The organism is Streptomyces sp. H27-H5 (genome assembly GCF_026627505.1).
GTDB lineage: Bacteria > Actinomycetota > Actinomycetes > Streptomycetales > Streptomycetaceae > Streptomyces.
In genome coordinates this window covers 105,120-127,858 of record NZ_JAPNLK010000006.1, presented here as the reverse complement: position 1 = coordinate 127,858, position 22,739 = coordinate 105,120, and the positions used below count along the sequence as shown (strand labels likewise).

25 protein-coding genes and 1 riboswitch are annotated in these 22,739 nt (G+C 72.8%); of the genes, 11 read left to right on the top strand and 14 right to left on the bottom strand.

Going from position 1 to position 22,739, the window contains the following annotated elements:
• Positions 1-5: 5 nt before the first annotated feature.
• The 4 genes from OTB19_RS04440 to OTB19_RS04425 are packed head-to-tail and all read right to left on the bottom strand — an operon-like array spanning position 6 to position 4,217.
• Positions 6-1,235, bottom strand: a complete 1,230-nt coding sequence (locus tag OTB19_RS04440) for an amidohydrolase family protein (protein ID WP_267796606.1) — start codon at positions 1,233-1,235, stop codon at positions 6-8.
• On the bottom strand, positions 1,232-2,521 hold the full coding sequence (locus OTB19_RS04435) for an amidohydrolase family protein (RefSeq protein ID WP_267796605.1): 1,290 nt from the start codon (positions 2,519-2,521) through the stop codon (positions 1,232-1,234). The genes OTB19_RS04440 and OTB19_RS04435 overlap by 4 nt, the downstream gene beginning before the upstream one ends.
• A 12-nt stretch (positions 2,522-2,533) precedes the next feature.
• On the bottom strand, positions 2,534-3,418 hold the full coding sequence (locus tag OTB19_RS04430) for an SDR family NAD(P)-dependent oxidoreductase (protein ID WP_267796604.1): 885 nt from the start codon (positions 3,416-3,418) through the stop codon (positions 2,534-2,536).
• Position 3,419: 1 nt separating this feature from the next.
• Positions 3,420-4,217, bottom strand: a complete 798-nt coding sequence (locus OTB19_RS04425; RefSeq protein WP_267796603.1) for an acetoacetate decarboxylase family protein — start codon at positions 4,215-4,217, stop codon at positions 3,420-3,422.
• Between the two features lie 123 nt (positions 4,218-4,340).
• Here OTB19_RS04425 and OTB19_RS04420 point away from each other — a divergent pair, with 123 nt between their 5' ends.
• The 5 genes from OTB19_RS04420 to OTB19_RS04400 all read left to right on the top strand — a co-directional run bounded on the left by OTB19_RS04420 (position 4,341) and on the right by OTB19_RS04400 (position 8,041).
• A complete protein-coding gene (locus OTB19_RS04420; protein WP_267796602.1) occupies positions 4,341-5,033 on the top strand; it encodes a TetR/AcrR family transcriptional regulator in 693 nt (230 codons plus the stop codon).
• Between the two features lie 73 nt (positions 5,034-5,106).
• The gene (locus tag OTB19_RS04415; protein WP_267796600.1) at positions 5,107-6,084 is read left to right on the top strand and encodes a DEDDh family exonuclease; all 978 of its coding nucleotides are present in this window, start codon (positions 5,107-5,109) and stop codon (positions 6,082-6,084) included.
• Between the two features lie 64 nt (positions 6,085-6,148).
• Positions 6,149-6,382 carry a hypothetical protein gene (locus OTB19_RS04410; protein WP_078998905.1) on the top strand — a complete coding sequence of 78 codons (234 nt, stop codon included), beginning with the start codon at positions 6,149-6,151 and terminating at the stop codon, positions 6,380-6,382.
• A 104-nt stretch (positions 6,383-6,486) separates the two neighbouring features.
• On the top strand, positions 6,487-7,275 hold the full coding sequence (locus OTB19_RS04405) for an SURF1 family protein (protein WP_267796596.1): 789 nt from the start codon (positions 6,487-6,489) through the stop codon (positions 7,273-7,275).
• Between the two features lie 10 nt (positions 7,276-7,285).
• Positions 7,286-8,041 carry an SDR family oxidoreductase gene (locus OTB19_RS04400; RefSeq protein ID WP_267796595.1) on the top strand — a complete coding sequence of 252 codons (756 nt, stop codon included), beginning with the start codon at positions 7,286-7,288 and terminating at the stop codon, positions 8,039-8,041.
• Positions 8,042-8,091: 50 nt separating this feature from the next.
• On the opposite strand, the gene amaP is transcribed toward OTB19_RS04400, so the two are convergent.
• The 8 genes from amaP to OTB19_RS04360 all read right to left on the bottom strand — a co-directional run bounded on the left by amaP (position 8,092) and on the right by OTB19_RS04360 (position 13,609).
• Entirely contained in the window at positions 8,092-8,649 is a 558-nt protein-coding gene (amaP, locus tag OTB19_RS04395) for an alkaline shock response membrane anchor protein AmaP (protein WP_267796594.1), read from the bottom strand.
• Positions 8,650-8,653: 4 nt separating this feature from the next.
• Complete coding sequence (locus tag OTB19_RS04390; RefSeq protein ID WP_420716792.1) at positions 8,654-9,295, bottom strand: DUF6286 domain-containing protein; 642 nt, start codon at positions 9,293-9,295, stop codon at positions 8,654-8,656.
• Positions 9,193-9,570: a hypothetical protein gene (locus tag OTB19_RS04385; protein WP_267796592.1), complete on the bottom strand. Its 378-nt coding sequence runs from the start codon at positions 9,568-9,570 to the stop codon at positions 9,193-9,195. Before OTB19_RS04385 ends, OTB19_RS04390 begins: the two co-directional genes overlap by 103 nt.
• A 7-nt stretch (positions 9,571-9,577) precedes the next feature.
• The gene (locus OTB19_RS04380) at positions 9,578-9,763 is read right to left on the bottom strand and encodes a hypothetical protein (protein WP_267796590.1); all 186 of its coding nucleotides are present in this window, start codon (positions 9,761-9,763) and stop codon (positions 9,578-9,580) included.
• Between the two features lie 15 nt (positions 9,764-9,778).
• Positions 9,779-10,210 (bottom strand): Asp23/Gls24 family envelope stress response protein, encoded by a 432-nt coding sequence (locus tag OTB19_RS04375; RefSeq protein WP_053678589.1) that lies wholly within the window; start codon positions 10,208-10,210, stop codon positions 9,779-9,781.
• Between the two features lie 249 nt (positions 10,211-10,459).
• Positions 10,460-11,239 (bottom strand): enoyl-CoA hydratase/isomerase family protein, encoded by a 780-nt coding sequence (locus tag OTB19_RS04370; protein ID WP_267796587.1) that lies wholly within the window; start codon positions 11,237-11,239, stop codon positions 10,460-10,462.
• A gap of 173 nt (positions 11,240-11,412) precedes the next feature.
• Complete coding sequence (locus tag OTB19_RS04365; RefSeq protein ID WP_267796585.1) at positions 11,413-11,634, bottom strand: helix-turn-helix domain-containing protein; 222 nt, start codon at positions 11,632-11,634, stop codon at positions 11,413-11,415.
• Between the two features lie 376 nt (positions 11,635-12,010).
• Positions 12,011-13,609 (bottom strand): ABC-F family ATP-binding cassette domain-containing protein, encoded by a 1,599-nt coding sequence (locus OTB19_RS04360; protein WP_267796584.1) that lies wholly within the window; start codon positions 13,607-13,609, stop codon positions 12,011-12,013.
• A 275-nt stretch (positions 13,610-13,884) separates the two neighbouring features.
• Here OTB19_RS04360 and OTB19_RS04355 point away from each other — a divergent pair, with 275 nt between their 5' ends.
• Positions 13,885-14,775: a neutral zinc metallopeptidase gene (locus tag OTB19_RS04355; protein ID WP_267796582.1), complete on the top strand. Its 891-nt coding sequence runs from the start codon at positions 13,885-13,887 to the stop codon at positions 14,773-14,775.
• 113 nt (positions 14,776-14,888) lie between these two features.
• Positions 14,889-15,284, top strand: coding sequence for a VOC family protein (locus OTB19_RS04350; protein ID WP_267796581.1), 396 nt, complete (start codon positions 14,889-14,891; stop codon positions 15,282-15,284).
• A gap of 29 nt (positions 15,285-15,313) precedes the next feature.
• Here OTB19_RS04350 and OTB19_RS04345 read toward each other — a convergent pair whose 3' ends face one another.
• Positions 15,314-16,774 (bottom strand): hypothetical protein, encoded by a 1,461-nt coding sequence (locus tag OTB19_RS04345; RefSeq protein ID WP_420716791.1) that lies wholly within the window; start codon positions 16,772-16,774, stop codon positions 15,314-15,316.
• A gap of 117 nt (positions 16,775-16,891) precedes the next feature.
• Positions 16,892-18,019 (bottom strand): alpha/beta hydrolase family protein, encoded by a 1,128-nt coding sequence (locus OTB19_RS04340; RefSeq protein WP_267796580.1) that lies wholly within the window; start codon positions 18,017-18,019, stop codon positions 16,892-16,894.
• A 354-nt stretch (positions 18,020-18,373) separates the two neighbouring features.
• Here OTB19_RS04340 and OTB19_RS04335 point away from each other — a divergent pair, with 354 nt between their 5' ends.
• From OTB19_RS04335 to OTB19_RS04320, 4 genes are all read left to right on the top strand, one after another.
• On the top strand, positions 18,374-19,663 hold the full coding sequence (locus OTB19_RS04335; protein WP_267796579.1) for an inorganic phosphate transporter: 1,290 nt from the start codon (positions 18,374-18,376) through the stop codon (positions 19,661-19,663).
• Positions 19,664-19,692: 29 nt separating this feature from the next.
• Positions 19,693-19,914, top strand: coding sequence for a hypothetical protein (locus OTB19_RS04330; RefSeq protein ID WP_266972080.1), 222 nt, complete (start codon positions 19,693-19,695; stop codon positions 19,912-19,914).
• A 143-nt stretch (positions 19,915-20,057) separates the two neighbouring features.
• A riboswitch (cobalamin riboswitch) is annotated at positions 20,058-20,144 on the top strand.
• A gap of 58 nt (positions 20,145-20,202) precedes the next feature.
• Positions 20,203-21,162 carry a cobalamin biosynthesis protein gene (locus OTB19_RS04325; protein WP_267796578.1) on the top strand — a complete coding sequence of 320 codons (960 nt, stop codon included), beginning with the start codon at positions 20,203-20,205 and terminating at the stop codon, positions 21,160-21,162.
• Positions 21,159-22,718: a cobyric acid synthase gene (locus OTB19_RS04320; RefSeq protein ID WP_267796577.1), complete on the top strand. Its 1,560-nt coding sequence runs from the start codon at positions 21,159-21,161 to the stop codon at positions 22,716-22,718. The genes OTB19_RS04325 and OTB19_RS04320 overlap by 4 nt, the downstream gene beginning before the upstream one ends.
• Positions 22,719-22,739 lie beyond the last annotated feature (21 nt).

Genomic DNA, 22,739 nt, shown 5'->3' with positions numbered 1-22,739 from the left:
CCGGTTCACCAGACCCGGACCGAGCCCCCTCGGGCGAAGGCCGGACTGGTGGCGGCCGGGGGGATCTCCGTCAGCGGCTCGGCGACCTCCGAGACCGGCGGGCCGCACGTGGCCGCGACCGCGTCCAGCCGGGCGAGGTCGAAGCCGTAGACGCGGGCCGCGTTCCCGCCGACCATCGCGGCCACCTCCTCGCGGGGCAGGCCCGCGTAGGCGATGCGGAGGCCTTCGCGGGAGAACGGGGTGGTGCCCTCGTCGTGGGGGTAGTCGGAGCCCCACATGATCTTGTCGAGGCCGATCCGGTGGCGCAGCGGGACCTCGTGGGGGCGCATGAAGCTGGCCCCCACGAAGCAGTTGTCCCGCCACACCTCGCTCGGGCCCTTGCCCATGGACCGGGCCAGGCCCGCACCGAACTTGGCCTCCGCGGTGGCCGAGGCGGCGACCAGGCGGCCGTGGTAGTAGTCCAGCATCTCCATCACGCCGGGGATCCAGCCGGAGCCCTGTTCCGTCAGGACGAGCCTGAGGCCCGGGTGCCGGTGGAAGGCGCCGCCGAAGATCAGGTGCCACAGGGCGCGGTGGGAGAACCAGGTGGTCTCCACCATGAAGACCGCCCGGGCCGCCGGCTCGTCCCCCAGCGGGGGCGAGGCCGAGCCGCCGTGGTGGTTGACCGGGACCTCCAGTTCGTCGCACACCGCCCAGATGGGGTCGTAGGCGGCGGAGTACAGCTCGGGGATGCCGCTGCCCGGGGGTGCGCCCGGCAGGAGGATCCCGCCGGTCAGGCCGGCGTCCCGGGTGCGGCGGATCTCCTTCACCGCCTCGTCCACGTCGTTCAGCAGGATCTGGGTGACGCCGGCGCGCCGTCCCGGGGCGTCGTCGCAGAAGTCGGCCAGCCACCGGTTGTGGGCCCGCAGGCCCGCCCAGCGCAGGGTGAACTCCTCGCGGGTGGGCGCCGGGGCCATCAGGGAGGCGGTCGGGAAGAAGGGCGGGATCGTGTTCGGGAAGAGGACTTCCGCGACGATGCCGTCGGCTTCGAGTTCCGCGAGCCGGCGCCGGGAGTTCCAGTTCCGGTCGGCGGTGTCCGCGAGGAGGTCCTCGTACGGGTTGACGTAGGTGGACGCCCAGGCGTCGAACTCCTCGTGGTGGCGCTTCTCCAGGTACGGCTTGTAGTCCAGCAGGTCGGCGCCCGCGTGGCAGTCCGCCGAGACGACGGTGTAGCGGTCCTCGGCCGGCGCGGTCACGAGACCCCCAGCGTCGGGAAGTCGTGTCCGGTGAGCCAGTGCCGGCCCACCTCCCGCGAGCGGGCCCAGGAGGCGCGCACCGCGGCCTGGTCGGTGGACTGGCCGAGCTCCGCCGGGGTCGGGCCGATCCGGCGGGCGAGCGGGGCGAGCCGCGCCGTGTCGAAGCCGAAGACGTCTGCGGCGGCCAGGCCCAGCATGCGGCGGGTCTCGTCGACGGGGATGTCGTGGAAGGTGTTCTTCAACCAGGTGCGGGTGTGCGGCCAGGTCCCCTCGGGGTGCGGGAAGTCCGAGCCCCACAGGATGTTGTCGACGCCGATCTCGTAACGCTGGGCGAGTTCGCGGCGCTTGGTGTTCGTGGCGCAGAGGAACACCTGGCGGTCGAGGTACTCGCTCGGCGGGCGCGTCAGCTCGGCGAAGGGCGACAGTTTCTTGCCGCCGTGCGCGCCGAGGTAGAGCCGGTCCATGAACCACAGTTGGTTGGGCAGCCACCAGCAGCCGGACTCGGCGATGCCGAACCTCAGCCCGGGGTGCCGTTCGAAGACCCCGGACCACAGGAGGAACCACAGGGGCCGCGAGGGCCACCAGGTGACCTCGGAGACGTAGATGCCGAGGTGGTCGCCGTACTCGTGGCGGGGTGCGGCCCCCGAGTGCGTGACGACGGGCATCGCGGTCTCGGCCGCCGCCGCCCACACCGGGTCGTAGCGGCGGTCGTGGTAGGGCGCCTTGTCCACCCACATCGAGGGGATCATCAACGCGCCGAGCCCGGACTCCTTGGTCCGGTGGATCTCCGCGACCACCTCGGCGGGTTCGCCCGTGATGGGCAGCAGGGCGACGCCGCAGTGGCGCTCGGGGTTCTGGGACACGAACTCGGCGAGCCAGCGGTTGTGCGCCCGCGCGCCCGCCATGCCCAGTGCGGGGTCCTGGTCCCCGGACAGGCCCAGGCCCACGCCGAAGGGGGCGGCGGTCTGGCTGTCGACGGCGTCCGCGTCGGGGAAGACGACCTCGGCGGCCACGCCGTCTCCGTCGAGTTCCTTCAGGCGTCGGCCCACGTCCCAGCCGCCCTTGAGGCCTTCCTCGTGGTCGTGGAACCACTTCTCGGCGAAGGCCTCGTTGCGCACGCCGAGGCGGGTGGCCTCCTCGCGGCGCGCGTCGCGTTGACCGAGGAACTCGTCGAACTCGCGGTGGAAGGCGCTGTCGAGGTAGGGGCGGTACTGCTCGGTGGGCAGGCCCGCGTGGCAGTCGGAGGAGATGATCAGGTACGGGTCTTCGTACGGGGTGTCGCTCACGACGAACGCTCCTCAGTCGAGGATGAAACTTTCCAGGTAGGCGGGGTTGGCGCGGTCGAGCATCGACCGCGACCGGGCGCGGATCTGCCGGTCGCTGTGCTCACTGGCCGGGAGCATCCAGAACCGGTCGGCGAGGATGCCCTCGACGACGTGCTCGGCGACCTCCTCGACCGGCGTGAACTCCACCGCCTGGCCGGCCTCGCGCATCGCCGTCTCGTACTGGTCGAGGCTGCGGTACGGGGACTTGCGCGGCCGCTCCTTCGCGTAGCGGTCGGGCCGGTTGCGGTGCGATTCCCACAGTCCGGTGCGCAGCATGTGCGGTCCGGGGAAGAGGACGGAGGCCCCGACGTGGGCGCCCTCCGCCTTGAGGTGGGCGTAGAGCGACTCGGTCATGGTGACCACGGCCGCCTTGGTGACGGCGTAGACGGAGGCGGTGGGAAGGGGGGCGATGCCGCCGTCGCCGGAGGACGTGTTGACGACGTGGCCGGGTGCGCCGCCGGCGAGCATGCGCGGGACGAAGGCCTGGATCCCGTGGAAGACGCCCCAGACGTTGACGGAGAAGGCCCACTTCCAGTCGTTGGGTTCGTGCTCCCACATGCGGCCTTCGGCGCCGGAGCCGACGCCCGCGTTGTTGCAGAGCACGTGGACGGCGCCGAAGGCCTCGTACGCCGCGTCGGCGAGGGAGAGCACGGAGTCCCGGTCGCTGACGTCGACGGTCCGGGCGAGGACCTTCGCGCCGTCGGCCGCCAGTTCGTCGGCGGCCTTGCGCAGGGCGCCCTCCTCCACGTCGGCGAGGACCACTCTCAGCCCCTCGGCGGCGAAGCGGCGGGCCATGGCGAGGCCGATGCCGCTCGCGGCGCCGGTGACGACGGCCACCTGTCCCGGTTCGAGTCGCATGTCAGACGCTGCCTTCCGGGGGGCCGTCCAGGATCTGCATCGGGTCGTCGTAGCGCTGGTGGACGTACGGGAGCAGGGCTTGGGCGCTGACCCGCTCGACGACCCTGCCCCGCTGGTCGGTGGTCTTCTCACCGATGGTGATCTCCACGAGACGGCGTACGGGAAGATCCGCGACCGGGTCGAACATCGACTCGCGCAGCACCACGTCACCGGCGACGTGCTCCAGTTTGCGGACCTTCTCGTTGCGGGTGCAGTGCACGAGGACGGGCTCGACGTCGAAGCCCGAACCGTCCACGGCGGGCAGGAACTTGAAGTAGAAGTCGGTCTTGGTGGCGGGTGCGGGCAGGGGCAGGGCGCGGTCCACCGCCCCGCGCACCTCGACGAAGGCGATCCCGTGCCGAGCGAGGGCGGCCCGTACGACGAGCCCGTCCCGCTCGACGGTGACCTCGCCCAGCTTCTTCGGCTCCCCGAACACCTCGCGGCCGCCGACCAGGGCCCGCTCGTGCGTCATCGGCATCACGAGCGGGTACCAGCCCTCGACCTCGCCGTGGCGGGCGGCGACGGCCACCGAGCCGGCGCCGAGCGGGTAGCCGGGCAGGTCGACCTTGCTGATGTTGGCTCGTACGAGGGGCCGCTCGGCGGGCTTGAGCGGCGGCGGCAGGACGGCCGCGACCACGTCCGCGTCGCTCTCCCAGACGGCCACCACCCCGGTGGACCAGATGTCCGGGAGTTTCGAGCTCTTCTCGCGCGACGCCGCGATCTCCGCCTCGGTGCGCGCTCCGTACCGTACGCGTGCCATGGGTGTACCACCCTTCGCCGGGTTTCCCGGGGGCTCTGTAACACAGTTACACCGCCGACGATGAAGGGTAAAGACCCACGTACACAACAGAACTGACGGATCGACAGATTGGCGGCCTGCCCCATGGCCCGAAACTCGCTGACCCGCGAGGAGGTGTTGGAGGCGGCCGCGTCGCTGGTCAAGCAGCACGGCCCGGCGGCTCTCACCATGCGCAAACTCGCCGCCGAACTGGGCACGGCCGTCACCTCCATCTACTGGCACGTCGGCAACCGCGAATCACTGCTCGACGCCCTCGTGGAGCGGACCGTCCGGGACATGGGCGCGATCCTCCCCCGCCCCCCGTCCGGGGGGACCGGCGCCGCCCGCACCCCGGCCGACCGGATCCTCTCCGTGGCCCGGACCCTGCGCCGGGAACTGCGCGAACGCCCCCACCTGATCGCGATGGTCCACGAACGCGGGCTCACCGAGCGGATGTTCCTGCCCGCCCAACAGGCCCTGGTCCACGAGGTGCACGCCGCCGGACTGCGCGGGGCGCGGGCCGCCGACGCGGTCCGCGCGATCCAGTTCCAGATCGTCGGCTTCCTGCTCGTCGAGCGCAACCGCGAGCGCTCCCCCGTCCAGTCCCCCGCCGAGAGCGAGCTCTGGGACCCCGCCGACGCCCCCGACGACCCGGCGCTCGCCCGCGCGCTGGCCCGCCCGGCCGACCCGGAACGGCTGTTCCTGCTCTCGGTTCGGGCACTCGTGGGCGCCCTGCTGTCCCCGCCGTCGGACCCGCCCCCGGACCCGGCGCCGGCGCGAACGGCTCGCGGCGGCTGACCTCGCCGGGGGCCGGGTCGAGGGCGGGGTACCCCGTCGGGGCCACGGGTGTCAGTCGGGGCCGATATCCTCTGTGACCATGCTCGACGACCGTACGACCGCAGAGACGATGTGGCCGACCGCGTACCCACAGGGGTACGCGGTCGTCGACGTGGAGACCACCGGGCTCGCGCGCGACGACCGGATAGTGTCCGCGGCCGTCTACCGGCTCGACGCGCAGGGCAACGTGGAGGACCACTGGTACACGCTGGTCAACCCGCGCAGGGATCCGGGCCCGGTCTGGATCCATGGCCTCACCACCGCCATGCTCCAGGACGCGCCGCTCTTCGAGGACATCGCCGAGGAGTTCGCGGGTCGCCTCGCGGACCGTGTCCTCGTCGCCCACAACGCCATCTTCGACTGGCAGATGATCGCCCGGGAGTACGCGCGGGCCGCCACGACGGCGCCCGTCCGTCAGCGGCTGTGCACCATCGCCCTGTCGAAGGAACTGAACCTGCCGCTGCCCAACCACAAGCTGGAGTCCCTCGCCGCGCACTTCGGCGTGGTCCAGCAGCGCGCCCACCACGCGCTCGACGACGCCCGGGTGCTCGCGGAGGCCTTCCGTCCGTCGCTGCACGCGGCCGCGCGGGACAACGTACGGCTGCCCCTGCTGGAGTGCCGGCCGTTGACGGAGTGGTCGGACACGCCGGCCGCCCCCCGGGTCGGCTACCAGGGGCCGTTCGGCGCGACCAGTTGGCGGGCCTCCCGCAAGCGGCCCGCGTGCCCGCACCCCAATCCGGGACGGTTCGAGGACGGCAAGCCCCTCAAGCAGGGCATGCGGATCGCGTTCTCCGGGGACACCTCCGTGGACCGCGAGCTGCTGGAGGATCGGGCGATCGAGGCCGGCCTGCACGTCGCGACGAGTGTGTCGCGGCTCACGAGCCTGCTCGTCACCAACGACCCCGACTCCTCGACCTCGAAGACCGTCAAGGCGAAGTCCTTCGGCACCCCGGTGGTCGACGAGGCCGCCTTCACGCACCTGCTGCGGGACGTGGCTGCGGCAGACGGGTGAGCGTCGGGCGACTCGCCCGGCGCCCTCCTTCCCGGTCCGCCCGTCCGGTTCCACCCTGTGGCGCATGGCACGTTGTGAGGTCTGCGGAAACGATTACGGGATGTCTTTCGAGGTGCACGCGCAGGGCGCGGTGCACGTCTTCGACTGCTTCTCCTGCGCCATTCACCGCATGGCGCCCATCTGCGAGCACTGCCGGGTCCAGATCATCGGGCAGGGCGTAGACGTCGAGGGACAGTGGTACTGCGGGGCGCACTGCGCCCGTGCGGCCGGAAAGGCGGGCATCGTCGATCACGTCTGACCCTCCGTCGCTCCCCGACCCGTCGTCACCCGATCCCCTCGGTCCGGGCCCCGGACGGCCACCCGGCCGCCGGGGTCTTCTCCGCTGGGGGTACCGTCGAGGGCGTGTACCGCTTTGTACTGACCCGGCAGTGGGTGTGCCTGACCCTCATCGCCCTCGCCCTCATCCCCGCGATGATCAAGCTGGGCTTCTGGCAGTTCCACCGCCATGAGCACCGGGTGGCGCAGAACGAGCTGATCGCGCGGAACCTCTACGGGAAGCCGGTGCCCGTCACCGAGCTCACCTCCCCCGGTCACACCGTCCCCCGGGCCGACTACTGGCGCGCGGTCACCGCCACCGGCACGTACGACGCGGCGCACGAGGTCGTGGTCCGTCGGCGGACCAACAACGACGACAAGGTCGGCTTCCACGTCATCACCCCGCTGGTGCTGAGCGACGGCCGGGTCGTCCTGGTCAACCGCGGCTGGGTGGCGGGCGGCGACGACGCGCGCGCCTACCCGCCGGTGCCGGCCGCACCGAAGGGCGAGGTCACGGTCACCGGACGGCTGAAGGCCGACGAGACGAGCGGCGACAGCGGGATCAGGGACCGCAAGGGGCTGCCGGACCGCCAGGTGATGCTGATCAACAGCACGCAGCAGGCGCAGTACACGGGCCGGACCGTCCTCGGCGGCTACCTGGAACTCACCGCGCCGGTCCCGGCGAACGGCAGCCCGGAGCCGGTGGGCGACCCCGACCACGACTCGATCGGCGCGCACATGGCGTACGCGATCCAGTGGTGGATGTTCACGGCCGGAGTGCCGGTGGGGTGGGTGATCCTGGTGCGCCGGGAGAAGCGTGACCGTGCGGAAGCGGCCGCGAAGGCCTCCTCGGAATCGGTGCCCGCTTCGGCGTAGCGTGTCGGGCATGGATCTTGGACTGAAGGACCGTGTCTACGTCGTCACCGGAGCCACCCGCGGACTGGGCTTCGCCTCCGCGCGCGAGCTGACCGCCGACGGCGCGAAAGTCGTACTGACCGGCCGTGACGCGGGGCGCGCGGCCGAGGCCGCCGCCTCCCTGGGCCCGAACGCGGTGGGAGTGGCGGCGGACAACGCCGATCCCGCGGCGGCCGCCCGGCTCGTCGCCGAGGCCCGGGAGCGCTTCGGGCGCCTCGACGGCATCCTGATCAGTGTCGGCGGCCCGGCCCCGGGCACGGCCGCGGACAACACCGACGAACAGTGGGCCGCCGCCTTCGAGTCGGTCTTCCTGGGCGCGGTCCGGCTCGCGCGCGCCGCGGCGGCCGAGCTGGGCGAGGGCGGCGTCATCGGGTTCGTGCTGTCGGGCTCGGTGCACGAACCGATCCCCGGGCTGACGATCTCGAACGGACTGCGGCCGGGGCTGGCCGGCTTCGCGAAGTCCCTGTCGGTGGAGCTGGGCCCGCGCGGGATCCGGGTGGTCGGGCTGCTGCCGGCCCGGATCGACACGGACCGGGTCCGGGAGCTGGACGCCCTGTCCGGCGACGCGGACGCCGCCAGGAAGACGAACGAGTCCCGCATCCCGCTTCGGCGCTACGGCACCCCGGAGGAGTTCGGTCGCACGGCGGCCTTCCTGCTGTCCCCGGCGGCCTCGTACCTGACGGGCGTCATGCTGCCGGTCGACGGAGGCTCCCGCCACGGCTTCTGACGACCGCTTCCGACGACGGCTCGCGCCCCTCGGCCGGTGCGGCTCGGGTCTCAGGTGACCCGGGCCGCCCGGTGCGAGCCGACCTTGAGCCGGGCCTCCGCGGGGAGTTCGGGCAGGCCCGCCGAGGCCCGGGCGTGGGCGAGGACCGGCCCGGCGAGCCCGGCCAGCGCGTCGGCGGGGACCGCGTGCGGTTCCAGCTCCAGCGCGACCCGCAGGCTTGGCGTCTCCCGGCGCCCGCGCAGTGCGACCCGGCAGCGGGCGACCCCGTCCAGGGCCCCCGCCTCGGCGGCCACCGCCGACTCCAGCGCCCGCCCGCGCAGCAGCGCGTACGCCCCGTCCCCGGTGTCCACGAGCACGGCGTCCAGACGTGACCTGCGCAGTTGTGCCAGCAGCCACCACAGGGCGAGCAGTACGCACAGGCCCAGCCCGGCGATCACCGCCCACCACCACCAGCCGTCCGCGTGCCAGTACCGGTGCCGGGCCTGCGCCGTCAGCAACGGCGCGTGCCGGCCGCCCAGCGGCCAGGACCCGGTGATCACCGAGATCCCGGCAGCCAGCAACACGGCTCCGATGATGGCCAGCAGCACCCGGTTGACCGAGCCGAGCATCGCGTCACCCTTTCCGGTTGACCCGTACGCGGGGCCCCGGCTCGTGCACGAGGCCCAGTTCCTCGATGCCGACGGCGAGTACCGCGTCCAGGTCGGCCCGTACCTCGTCCAGTTCGCGGAAGTGCGAGGTGGCCCTTACCCCGATGCGGGACCGGCCCACCTTGACCCGCACGGTGTTCACCCCGGGCACCTCCATGGCGCGGTCGCGCAGGACCAGCCCGGCCGCCTTGCGCCCCAGCCCGGCTCGCATCCCCGACTCCGAGGTGCGCATCTGCAGGATTCCGCGCAGCCCCGGGGTGACCGCCAGTACCAGCAGGACCGCGCCGATCAGCGCCAGTACCCCGGCGCCGATCAGGACCTCCGGGTCGACGGGGGTGTGCCGCTCCAGTTGGAGGGCGAGTTCCCGCCGCCAGCGCATGCCGGGCCGGTGGGCGCGCACGGCAGCCAGGTCGTACAGGAGGACTCCGGCCGCGCCCAGCACGGCCAACGCGGTCAGCGCGGCCGGGATCCGGCGCGCGGAGCGGAACCGGCGGGCATCGGCCGTCACCGCAGCCGCCGGTCCCGCCCGGCGGCTGCCGGGCGGATGTGCGCGGGGTGCAGGTGCTCGACCTCGACGGCCACCTCCGGCACCGTCATGGACGCGCACTGCTCGACGCGTTCGGCCACCCGGCGGCGGACGGCCGCGCTCTGGGCGGCGACGTCGGACGGGTAGGGCAGTTCCAGGCTCACCCGGACGCGTGCGATGTCGTGGTGGACGGTGACGGTGGCGTGCGGGGGCGCCGCCCAGTCCGCCTCGGCGACGAGCGCCTCGCGTGCGGCCTGCGCCGCGATCTTGGCGACGACCCGGTCCGCGATCCGGGTGGATCCCCGCTCGGCGGCGGGCACCCTGCTCGGCACGGCCCGCGGGGTGCTGGTGCTCATCGGGGCCTCACCTGCGCCGGTCGTCGCGTGGGCGGAACAGGTCGCCGAGTTCGAGGTCGCCGTCGAAGAAACGGCCGGCGACGAATCCGATGGCGCCGAGGGCGGCGACCAGCAGAAAGGCCCCGAAGCCGCCGAAGTAGCCGGCGAACCCCATTCCCATGCCGGCCAACAGGCCGGCAACCGCCATGCTCATGCGGGCTCCTCTCGGCTAGTGGAGCCTGGATTCCGGCTCGTCGTCTTCCTCATCGGGCAGCTTGACGTCGCTGACCGCGATGTTGACCTCGACGACCTCCAGGCCCGTCATGCGCTCGACCGCCGAGATGACGTTCTCACGTACGGCTCGGGCAACGTCGCGGATCGACACGCCGTAGTCGACGACGATCTCCAGATCGAGGGCCGTCTGAACCTCGCCGACCTCCGCCTTGACGCCCCGGGACACGGAGGCTTTCGCCCCGCCGGGAACGCGGTCGCGGACGGCTCCGAAGGTGCGGGAGAGGCCGGTGCCGCTGCCCATCGCGTGGACGCCGACCACCTCGCGGGCGGCCAGTCCGGCGATCTTCTCGACCACCCCGTCGGCGATGCTGGTGCGGCCCCGTTCGGCCGGGTCCCGGTGGGAACCCCCTGCTGTGGATTCGGTCATCGTGTGTCCCTTCGCGCTTGCGGACTCCCGACCACGGTAAGCGCGAAGGCGCCCCTGCGCGCCGTGGACTGGGCCGATCGATCCACCCCCCGGCCGTCTGCCCGCCTCCCCCGCCGCCAACCACCCGGCGCCGACCGGCCCGAGGGGAGGCGGCGGGGGAGGCCATGCCGACGGGGCCCGGTGCCCCCGCGCGCGCGGCGCCGGTGCGCGCGGGATCCGGGCCCCGTCGGGGCGTGGAGGGGTTCGGGGTCAGTCGGAGAGCCCGGCCAGGTCACGCAGACGACGCGCCTGGGCGGCGCGCTCAGCGGTGCGCTGGGCGTCGTAGGGGCGGGCCGTGGCGTCCCGGAGCAGGGCCTTGGTCTCGATGACCGCGTCCCGCGGCGGGGCCAGCAGCGCGGTGGTCAGGTCCTTGACGGCCGCGTCGAGTTCGTCGACGGCGACCACCAGGTTCGCGAGGCCCACCCGCTCGGCCTCCTCGGCGTGCACGGAGCGGCCCGTCGCGCAGATCTCCAGCGCGCGGGCATAGCCGACGAGCGAGGTCAGCGGCTGGGTGCCGGCCAGGTCGGGCACCAGTCCCAGGCTGGTCTCGCGCATGGCGAACTGGACGTCGTCGGCGACCACCCGCAGGTCGCACGCGAGCGCGAGCTGGAAGCCGGCGCCGATCGCGTGCCCCTGCACGGCGGCGATGGAGATGATGTCGTTGCGGCGCCACCAGGTGAATGCCTCCTGGTACTCGGCGATGGTGCTGTCGAGCAGTTCGTCCGAACCGCGCGCCAGATCGAGGAAGGACGGCTCACCCTCGAAGCCTTCAGGGGTGAACGCCTGACGGTCGAGCCCTGCGGAGAAGGACTTGCCTTCGCCGCGCAGCACGACGACCCGAACGGTGCCCGGCAACGACCGTCCGGCCTCCGTCAACGCCCGCCAGAGCGCGGGGGACTGAGCGTTTCGCTTGGCCGGATTGGTCAGTGTCACCGTGGCGACCGTGTCGTCGACGGTGAGCCGTACGCCGTCCTTGTCGAGCAGAGCCATGTCGGTGCCCTCCGGTGTGTAGTCGGCCGCGAGCCCGGCCTAAGTGACTGCACAGTAACCACCCAGCCGACCATATGACCGACCGGGGGGTCACCGAAGGAACCGTCATGCCTCGGAACCGTTTGAGCAGCGTCAAACGTCACGCATGGAGCTGTGGGGCGTCTCCGGCCGGATCAGGCCGAGGCCGCCTTCTTGCCGCGCGTCGCGCCACCGCGACCACGCAGCACGACTCCGGACTCACTGAGCATCCGATGGACGAATCCGTACGACCGGCCGGTTTCTTCGGCCAGCGCCCGGATACTCGCACCGGAGTCATATTTTCTCTTCAGGTCTGCCGCGAGCTTGTCGCGCGCGGCGCCGGTTACCCGGCTGCCCTTCTTCAGAGTCTCGGCCACCCGTGCCTCCTCATGGGAAGTGCGCTCTGGACTTCTCATGATCACCCCTCCCACGCTTCCTGGCCACCCATTCAGCAAGGTCGGTGCGACGGCATTTCTCAAGGAGTGGACACGGGGGCAGAACGGAATCTTCTCTTCCGCTGCATGACTTGCGTCACATTCCTTCACCCCTGAGGGGAATCAGCAGGTCAGAGGCCCGGCGTGGAAAAGGCGACGACCCCGGCCGCGTACCCGAGCGGGTACGGCCGGAGCCGTCGAACACCGTGCGACGGTATGAGACCGCCTCACTCAGATGATGGATCACGCGTGGGCCGAATGATCCATAACGCACTGGATCAACGAACCGGACCCGCTCGGCGGGCCCGCGACACGCCGATCAGGCGAGGGCGACCAGGTCCCGGTAGTCCGGGCCCCACAGGTCCTCGACCCCGTCCGGCAGCAGGATGATCCGCTCCGGCTCCAGGGCCTCGACCGCGCCCTCGTCGTGCGTGACGAGGATGACGGCGCCCTTGTACGTGCGCAGCGCGCCCAGGATCTCCTCGCGGCTGGCCGGGTCGAGGTTGTTCGTGGGCTCGTCGAGGAGCAGCACGTTCGCCGAGGAGACGACCAGCGTGGCCAGGGCCAGCCGGGTCTTCTCGCCGCCGGAGAGCACGCCCGCGGGCTTGTCCACGTCGTCGCCGGAGAACAGGAACGAGCCGAGCGTCTTGCGGACGGCGACCAGGTCCAGGTCGGGGGCGGAGGAGCGCATGTTCTCCAGGACCGTGCGCTCCGGGTCCAGGGTCTCGTGCTCCTGGGCGTAGTAGCCCAGCTTGAGGCCGTGACCGGGCACGACCGTGCCGGTGTCCGGCTTCTCGGTGCCCGAGAGCAGGCGCAGCAGCGTGGTCTTGCCGGCGCCGTTGAGGCCGAGGATGACCACGCGGGAGCCCTTGTCGATGGCCAGGTCGACGTCGGTGAAGATCTCCAGGGACCCGTAGGACTTCGACAGGCTCTCGGCGGTGAGCGGGGTCTTGCCGCAGGGCGCCGGGTCCGGGAAGCGGAGCTTGGCGACCTTGTCGGACACGCGGACGGCGTCCAGGCCCGCGAGCAGCCGGTCGGCGCGCTTGGCCATGTTCTGCGCGGCGACGGTCTTGGTGGCCTTGGCGCGCATCTTGTCGGCCTGCGAGTTCAGGGCCGCGGCCTTCTTCTCGGCGTTCTGGCGCTCGCGCTTGCGGCGCTTCTCGTCTGCCTCGCGCTGCTGCTGGTAGAGCTTCCAGCCCATGTTGTAGACGTCGATCTGGGAGCGGTTCGCGTCCAGATAGAAGACCTTGTTGACGACGGTCTCGACCAGGTCGACGTCGTGGGAGATCACGATGAAGCCGCCGCGGTAGGTCTTCAGGTAGTCGCGCAGCCAGACGATGGAGTCGGCGTCGAGGTGGTTCGTGGGCTCGTCGAGGAGCAGGGTGTCGGCGTCCGAGAAGAGGATGCGGGCGAGCTCGACGCGGCGGCGCTGGCCACCGGAGAGGGTGTGGAGCGGCTGGCCGAGGACCCGGTCGGGCAGGCCGAGGGCGGCCGAGATGGTGGCGGCCTCCGCCTCGGCGGCGTAGCCGCCCTTGGTCAGGAACTCGGTCTCCTGGCGCTCGTACTGCTTCATCGCCTTGTCGCGGGTGCCGCCGGAGCCGGAGGCGATGCGCTCCTCGTTCATCCGCATCTTCTTGATCAGCACGTCGAGGCCGCGCGCGGAGAGGATCCGGTCGCGGGCCAGCACGTCGAGGTCGCCGGTGCGCGGGTCCTGCGGCAGGTAGCCGACCTCACCGGATCGGGTGATCGTGCCGCCGGCGGGCTGGCCCTCGCCCGCGAGGCACTTGGTGAGGGTGGTCTTGCCCGCCCCGTTGCGGCCGACCAGACCGATGCGGTCGCCCTTGGCGACGCGGAAGGAGGCGGATTCGATGAGGATGCGGGCGCCGGCGCGCAGCTCGATGCCGGTGGCGGTGATCACGGAAATACTCCAGGGCGGTGGGGACGGCGGAAGGGGGGCAGGACGCGCGGGACTTCCGACGCCGCTAATCCGCGAGGAGATTTGCCATGGAGACATTCTAACGGGGGCGCGCAACCACTTTTCGGGCCGCCCGGCCCCGATCGCCCCGGGCGGCGCCCCTCCCCCGTGTCCCCCGTTCGGCGCACGGCCCACGCCGATCGTCCGGGGCGCGTATCAGGATGAAGGGGATGATACTCGCCGCAGGGGCGGACACGAGGAATCGAGGGCGGTGCGGCATGCAGTTCGACGACAACGCCAATCTGGATACGTCCGAGGTCAAGGACGTGCGGGGCAGCCGCATCCCCGGCGGGAGGGCCACGGTCGGCGGCGGCATCGTCGGCCTCATCGCACTGATCATGGGGTTGCTCTTCGGCGTGGGTCCCGAGCAGCTGGGGCTGACCGAGGGCAATCCCGAGCCGGTGGCCACCTCCTCCTCCGCGAGCCAGGTGCAGCAGGCCTGCCGCACGGGGCAGGACGCGAACACCCGTGAGGACTGCCGGCTCGTCGCGGTGGTGAACAGCACCCAGGACTTCTGGAAGCAGGAGTTCCAAAAGCGCGGGGGGCAGTACAGCCCGGCCTCGACGGTGTTCTTCACCGGCCGGGTGAACACCGCGTGCGGCGCGGCCACCTCCGCGGTCGGCCCCTTCTACTGCCCCTCCGACCGGCAGGTCTACCTGGACCTCGGCTTCTTCGAGGAGCTGCGGACGAAGTTCGGCGCCACCGGCGGACCCTTCGCCCAGGCCTACGTCGTCGCCCACGAGTACGGGCACCACATCCAGAACCTGACCGGCACCCTCCAGCGGGCCCAGGACGGCCGGCAGGGCGCGAACAGCAACGCGGTCAAGGTCGAGCTCCAGGCGGACTGCCACGCGGGGGTGTGGGCGCACAACGCGACGCGCACCCCGGACGAGTCCACCGGACGCCCGCTGATCACCAGGCTGACCGACGAGGACATCAAGGACGGTCTGGACGCGGCGGCGGCGGTCGGCGACGACCGGATCCAGGAGAAGTTCCAGGGGCGGGTCACCCCCGAGTCGTGGACGCACGGCAGCGCCGAGCAGCGCCGGCAGTGGTTCTACCAGGGTTACCGGACGGGCGACATGGCCCAGTGCAACACCTTCCGCTGACTGTCGGTGGCGCCTGCCATGCTGTGTCGTGGGTCACATGCCGGTGGTGACAGGCCGTTGGTCACGGACCCGTCCAGGCACGCAGGCGCACTGCACGAGAGGGAGTGATCGTCATGGCAGGTGTTCCGTCCGTCTACCCGACTCTGCTCTACCGCGACGCCAAGACCGCCATCCAACTGCTGACGGAGGCGTTCGGGTTCACGCAGGTCGCGGTGTACGAGGGTGAGGACGGGGCCGTGATGCACGCGGAACTGTCCTACGGCAACGGCGCGGTGATGCTCGGCAGCAAGGGCCGCGGCGGCCAGTTCGACAAGGTGATGGCGGAAGCCGGGCCGACCGGGGTGTACGTGGTCGTCGACGACGTGGACGCCCACCACCGCAGAGCGGTCGAGCACGGGGTGGAGATCCTGATGGAGCCCACCGACCAGGACTACGGATCGCGCGACTACATGGCGCGCGACGCCGAGGGCAACGTCTGGAGCTTCGGGACGTACGCGCCGCAGATCTGACCCTGCGGCGCGTCCTCGTCGTGCGGGGGCTACGCCCCGCCGGTGTGGACCTGGAACGCGGCCCGCCGGACCGCCTTGGCCAGGGCCGGGTCGGGGTGGGCCGCGGCCAGCGCGACCAGGACCTGCACGGTGCGCGGGTGGCCGACGGCGCGGACCTCGTCCAGCAGCCGCGGGACCGTGGTGCGGACCGCCGAGTCGAGGTGGCGGGCCAGCAGTTCGGCCTCGCCGTGGTCGGCGATGGCCGCCGCCGTGTCCACCCAGAGCCAGGTCGACTCCTCGGCGGTGAGCACGTCCTGCGCCTCGTCCGGGTCCACCCCGTCGTGCTCGGCGAGCCAGAGCAGGGCGTACGGGCGCAGCGCGGGTTCCCGTACGGCGGCGCGGACGTCGGGCTCGGCGGGGGCGCCGACGACGCGCAGGGCCTCGAAGGCGAGTCCGCGCGTCAGGGCGTCCTCGCCGCGGGCGGCCTGGAGGAGTTCGCCGATGGCGTGGCCGACGGGGCGGGCGGCGAGCCAGGCCCGGTACTCGGCGCGGGCCGGCCCGGGGGTGAGGCGGGCGCAGCCGTGCAGCATCGCGGCGGCGGACTGCTCGATGTTCCCGGCGGGGCTCTGCGCGGCGACGCAGATCTGTTCCAGCTTGACCCAGACGGCCCAGCTGCCCAGCGGCGTCAGGGCGGCCTGTGCGGGGCCGAGGGTGACGGCGTCCACGGCGGCGAGGCCGCCGAGCGCCCAGCGCAGCAGCCGGGCGAGCGGGACGGGCTCCGCGGGGGCGCCCTGTGCCGGGAGGGCCGCCTGGGCGGTCGCCGAGCCGGCCGTCGTCCCGTCCGGGCCGCCGTTCGCGCAGGTCCCGTAGGGCACTTCGCAGCGCTCGTCGCGCAGTTCGGTGACGCGCTGGCCCAGCAGGTCCAGCAGGTCCGGGACGGTCACCGGGCCGGCGGACAGCTGGAGCAGCGAGAGCAGTTGGGGCATGGCCTCGACGACTTCCGCGACCACGGCGGGGGCGATGTCGGCGGGGGCCGGGTGGACGAGGGACCAGGCGTCGAAGAGGGCGACCCAGCCGCGCAGCACGGCCGTGTCGTCGCGGTCCCAGGCGCGCAGCCGCCAGCCCGGCCGGGCGTCGCCGCCGTGCACCTCGACGAGACCGGCGAGTCTGGAGCGGTCCCAGCCGACCCTGATCTGGCCGTGGGTCAGGTTCAGTTCCGCCGCGGCCCGTTCGACGTCGGCGGTCGAGAGCCCCGCCGCCGGTGCGGGCCGGCCGCCGTCGCCCGCCCCGAGGTGCAGCTCGGCCCAGCGGGCCAGGCGCACCGCGTCGGCGAGGGAGGCCCGGGCCCTGTTCGCGAGGTCGGCCGTGGCGGGTGTGCCCGCCGGAGGCCGGGGGGCGGGTCGGGTCCTTCGGTCGGTCACCGCCTTGCGGGCCGCGGCCACGGAACGCGGGGAGACGAGTCGGAGTCTGGAGTCGCGAGCCAACTGCTCATCAGGCTTTCGGGACGTCACGGAAGCAGTCTCGCCCGTCACTGGCCGAAAGCCCAAACGGAACCGGTCGTTACCGCCGGCCGGCGGGGGGATGGAACGGAACAAACCGCCCGCCGTGTCCCGTCCTGCACACGCCCGTCACATGAGGGGGGTGAGGAAGCGGCGCAACACCTCCTCGTAGCCGGCGGGATCGGCGTTCCACATCGCGCCGTGCGGGGCGTCGGGAACGGTGCGCAGGGTGACGAGGTCGGGTCGGGCGGCGGCGAGCCGGCGGGACGGCTCCCACGGGGCGAGCCCGTCGTCCGGGCCGTGGAAGATCAGGACGGGGACGCGGAGCGCGTCGGGGTCCGCTCCCGGGGCGCGGTGGTCGGCCCGCAGTCCGGCGCGGCCCTCGGCGGCCCGGACGACGAGCGGGATCAGGGGTGCGGGGGTGCGTCGGGCGGCGGTCAGGCCCCGCAGGGTGGCGTGCCAGTCGAGCACCGGGGAGTCGAGCACCAGCCCCGAGATCCGACCGGCCAGCGCCGACCGTTCGACGGCGCGCAGGGCCATGGCGGCCCCGGTGGACCAGCCGTGCAGGATCACGCGGCGGGCGCCGTAGCGGAGGGCGTAGCGGATGGCCGCGTCGAGGTCCCGCCATTCGGATTCGCCGAGGTGGCCGAGGCCGTCCGGGGAGGCGGGGGCGCCGAGGTCGCCGCGGTAGGCGAGGTCGAGGACGGGGAGGTGGTGGCGGTGCAGGAAGGGCATGACCACCATCGGGTGTTCCCGGGTGGCGCCGAGGCCGTGCACGGTGATCACCCAGGTGTCCCGGGCGGCGGGAACGAACCAGGCGGGCAGCGGGCCGAGCTCGCCGGGGACGTCCACGTCGGCGTGGTCGAGCCCGAGGGCGGTGCGCGGGTTGCCCAGGTGCACCTGGGGGGTGAGGGTGACCCGGGTTCCGGGTTCGAGGCGGCCGTGGGTGACGGCGACGAGCCGCCGGACGACGGTGTCCGGGGCGTGCGCGACGTCGGCGACGACGGGGCCGACCACCGCGTGCACCCCGGGCGCGTCCAGTCCGTACGTGCCGGGGCGCAGGGAGGCGAGCGAGCGGGTCAGGGTGATGCGGTCGGCGGTGGTGGAGTGGACGCTGAGCCGGGGGCCGCCGGGGAGCGGGCGGCCGGGTTCGGTTCGCAGGGCCGCGTCGGCGGCGTACCGACCGGCGGCGACGGCGGCAGCGCCGGCACCGATCAGGGTCGTGGTGACGGCCGCTGCCGTCGTGGCGGTTCGCACCGCTCCAGTCTCGGCGCGCGAGGGCGGACGGGCCACCGGAGGGGATGCGTCCGCCTTCGTCGGCGGGCCGAACGGAACGGGGAGCGGAACGCGGCCGCCGGGATGCGTGCGGGAGTGATGTAGGTCTCTTCGGGGCCCGCGGGAGGGGTGTTCGCCCGGCCGAAGCGCCCGTGCCCGACCGCGTGTTCACCCCGCCCTGACGTGCATTAATCGATATATCTACGAAGGAATCGGGAAATACGACCCGATCGAGCCGTGGCGTGATCCACCACCCGGTCCCATCCAGTTCATCTTCCGTTCACTCAGGTTGCCTACGGTCGCCGAACCACTGACGTCAAACAGAAGTCTGGGTAAATGGAGCACATAACGCTTCTCCTCGGGATCGTGGTCATCACCGCTCTCGTGTTCGACTTCACGAACGGTTTCCACGACACGGCCAACGCGATGGCCACCACCATCTCGACCGGCGCCCTCAAGCCCAAGACCGCGGTCGCCATGTCCGCCGTGCTGAACCTGGTCGGCGCCTTCCTGTCGGTGGAGGTCGCCAAGACGATCTCCAGCGGACTCGTCAACGAGAGCGGCATCCAGCCCGAAGTGATCTTCGCGGCGCTCGTCGGCGCGATCCTCTGGAACCTGGTGACCTGGCTGGTCGGCCTGCCCTCCAGCTCCTCGCACGCCCTGATGGGCGGCCTGATCGGCGCGGCCGTCGCCTCGGCCGGTCTCGACGCCGTCAACGGCGGTGTGATCGTCACCAAGGTGCTGCTGCCCGCCATCGCCGCGCCGCTGGTCGCCGGCTTCGCCGCCATGCTGGCCACGAAGCTCTCGTACAAGGTCGGCAAGAACCTCGGCGCGAAGACCTCGGCCAAGGGCTTCCGGGCCGGTCAGATCACCTCCGCGGGTCTCGTCTCGCTGGCGCACGGCACCAACGACGCGCAGAAGACGATGGGCATCATCACCCTGGCGCTCGTCGCCGGGAACGCCCTGCCCGCCGGGTCCAACCCGCCGGTCTGGGTCATCGTCTCCGCCGGTCTCGCCATCGCGATGGGCACCTACCTGGGCGGCTGGCGCATCATCCGCACCATGGGCAGCGGCCTGACCGACCTGCAGCCGCAGCAGGGCTTCGCCGCCCAGACCTCGGCCGCCAGCGTCATCCTGGCCTCCTCGAACCTCGGCTTCTCCCTCTCCACCACCCACTCGTGCTCCGGCGCGGTCATGGGCGCGGGGCTGGGTCGCAAGGGCGGTGTGGTCCGCTGGTCCACCGCCACCCGGATGTTCATCGCCTGGGGCCTGACCCTCCCGGCCGCCGCGCTCGTCGCCGCGGGCGCCGAGCTGGTCATGCGCACCGGTGACATCGGCGTCGCCGCCGTCGCGGTCTTCCTCGTCGCGTCCTGCTTCGCCATCTGGGTCATCTCGCGCCGCCAGGTCGTCGACCACCACAACGTCACCGCCGCGGAGCCCGCCGGCTCCGAGGTCGCGACCGAGGAGGCCGGCGTGGTCACCACGGCCATCGCGGCCGTCACCGTCCCGCCGACCACGGCCGCCGCGGCCGCGATCGCCGCGGACGACGACCTCCGGGCCACCATCCCGGCCGCCGCCGCTCCCGCGGCCCCGACGACCCCGTCGGCTCCGGCCGCCGCGGTCTGACCCCCGAGAACGACAGAGGAATCCGCAGTATGAAGATCGACTGGGCAGCACTCGGCTCCGTCTTCGGGGTCAGCCTCTCCGCCACCGTCGCCCTCGTGGCCCTCTTCACCCTGGGTCTGGTCGGCCTGTCCAAGCACGAGACCGCCACCGAGCAGGGCGGGGCCGCCACCCTGGCCCGCAGCGGCGCGTACGCGTGCTTCGCACTCTGCGCGGCGGCCGTGACCTTCGGGATCTACCTGATCGTCAGCTGACGTCGCACGTCCGAAAGCTCCCTCCGGGTCCGTCCCGGGGGGAGCTTTCGCATGCCGTCGCCCCACACTCACCGCAGGTCAACAGCAAGTTGACGGGCGTTCCTGGGCCGTGGTGGACTGCCCGAGCCAATACGGCGGCATGGAGAGGAAGTCCGGTGCGAATCCGGCGCGGTCCCGCCACTGTCACCGGGGAGCGCACACCGCCCGTGCGCCCCGGGAGCCAGGAACTCTCGCCGCCGTACACGTCGAACCAGGGCGCGGACCCTGAGTGAGGACATACCTGCCACCATGCGTGCCGATCGCGTTTTCGCGTACGGCGTCACGGCGGGCCTGATCGGCGACCGGATCCTCGGGGATCCGCGCCGCGGGCACCCCGTGGCCGCCTTCGGAAGAGCCGCCGCCTCCGTCGAACGCGCCCTGTGGCGCGACGACCGCGCCCGCGGCGTCGTGCACGCCCTGGTGTGCGTGGGGGGCGCGGCCGCGCTCGGCGCGCTGGGCTCACGGGCCGTGCGCTCCCGGCCCGCGGCCGCCCGTGTCGCCCTCACCGCCGTCGCGACCTGGGCCGTTGTCGGCGGCACCTCCCTCGGACGGGAGGCCCGTGCCATCGGCGGGGCGCTCTCCGCCGGGGACACCGAGGTGGCCCGCGACCGACTGCCGCACCTGTGCGGGCGCGATCCGCAGGCCCTGGACGATCAGCAGATGGCCCGCGCGGTCGTGGAGTCCGTCGCCGAGAACACCTCCGACGCGGTGGTCGGGGCCCTGGTCTGGGGCGCCGTCGCCGGCGTGCCCGGCCTGCTGGCCTTCCGCGCCGTGAACACGTTGGACGCGATGGTGGGCCACAGGTCGCCCCGCCACCTGCGCTACGGCTGGGCCTCCGCCCGGCTCGACGACCTGGCCGGCTGGCCGGGGGCCCGGTTGACGGCGCTGGCCGCGGTACTGGCCGGCCCCGACCGGCGGGGAGCCGTGCGGGCCTGGCGCGCCGACGCCGCCGCGCACCCGAGCCCGAACGCGGGCCCGGTGGAGGCCTCCTTCGCCGGCGCGCTGGGCGTTCGGCTGGGCGGCACCCTCGCGTACGGGGGGCGGGTCGAGCACCGGGCCGTGTTGAACGGCGCCGCGGGCCGGCCGGTGGAGGTCGCGGACATCGAACGCGCCGTACGGCTGTCGCGTCGGGTGACGTGGGTGGCGCTGGCCACGTGTGTGGCACTGCGGTGTGCGGTGTCGCGTCGGTTCGGGAAGGGAAGCGCGTGACGGCTACCAGGCGGGGCGGCGGTCTGTTGGTCGCCGGGACGACCTCGGACGCGGGCAAGAGCGTGGTCACGGCGGGCATCTGTCGCTGGCTGACCCGCCGGGGCGTCAAGGTCGCGCCGTTCAAGGCCCAGAACATGTCGTTGAACTCCTTCGTCACGCGGGAGGGCGCCGAGATCGGGCGGGCCCAGGCCATGCAGGCCCAGGCCGCCCGCGTGGAGCCGACGGCGCTGATGAACCCGGTGCTGCTCAAGCCCGGCGGCGACCAGAGCAGCCAGGTGGTGCTGCTGGGCAGGCCGGTGGGCGAGATGAGCGCGCGCGGGTTCTTCGGGGAGCCCGGCGGGTCGTCGACCGGGAAGGAGCTGCACGGGGGCGGTCGGGAACGGCTCCTCGGGGTCGTCACGGACTGTCTGGAGCAGCTCCGGGGCACGTATGACGCCGTGATCTGCGAGGGGGCGGGCAGTCCGGCCGAGATCAACCTGCGCCGGACCGACATCGTGAACATGGGCATCGCGCGGGCCGCGCGCTTCCCCGTGGTCGTGGTCGGGGACATCGACCGGGGCGGGGTCTTCGCGTCGTTCTTCGGGACCACGGCGCTGCTGTCGCCCGAGGACCAGTCGCTGATCGCGGGCTACCTGGTGAACAAGTTCCGCGGCGACGTGTCGTTGTTGGAGCCGGGCATGGAGATGCTGCGCGGGCTGACCGGTCGGGCAACGTACGGCGTGCTGCCGTTCCGGCACGGGCTGGGCATCGACGAGGAGGACGGCCTGCGGGTCTCGCTGCGGGGCTCTGTGCGCGAGTCCGCGGTGGCCCCGCCGGTGGGCGCGGACGTGCTGCGCGTCGCGGTCTGCGCGGTCCCGCTGATGTCGAACTTCACGGACGTCGACGCGCTCGCGGCGGAGCCGGGGGTGGTGGTCCGGTTCGTGGACCGGGCCGAGGAGTTGGTCGACGCCGACCTGGTCGTCGTACCGGGCACCCGCGGCACGGTGAAGGCGTTGGCGTGGCTGCGGGAGCGCGGTCTCGCCGACGCGCTGGCCGCGCGGGCGGCCGAGGGGCGGCCGGTCCTGGGGATCTGCGGCGGGTTCCAGGTGCTCGGCGAGCACATCGAGGACGAGGTGGAGTCCCGGGCGGGCGCCGTCGACGGTCTCGGCCTGCTGCCGGTACGGGTCCGTTTCGCGCGGGAGAAGACCCTGGCGCGGCCCGTGGGCTCCGCGCTGGGCGAGGAGGTCTCGGGGTACGAGATCCACCACGGCGTGGCCGAGGTGCTGGGCGGGACCCCCTTCCTGGACGGCTGCCGGGTCGGCGAGGTGTGGGGAACGCACTGGCACGGCTCGCTGGAGTCGGACGGCTTCCGCCGGGCGTTCCTGCGGGAGGTCGCGGCCGCGGCCGGGCGGCGTTTCGTCCCGGCGCCGGACACCTCGTTCGGCGCGCTGCGCGAGGAACAGCTCGACCTGCTGGGCGACCTGATCGAGGAACACGCCGACACCGACGCGCTGATGCGGCTGATCGAGGGCGGGGCCCCGACGGGCCTCCCCTTCCTGCCGCCGGGCGCCCCGTGAGGGGCGCGGGCTCCGGTCCGG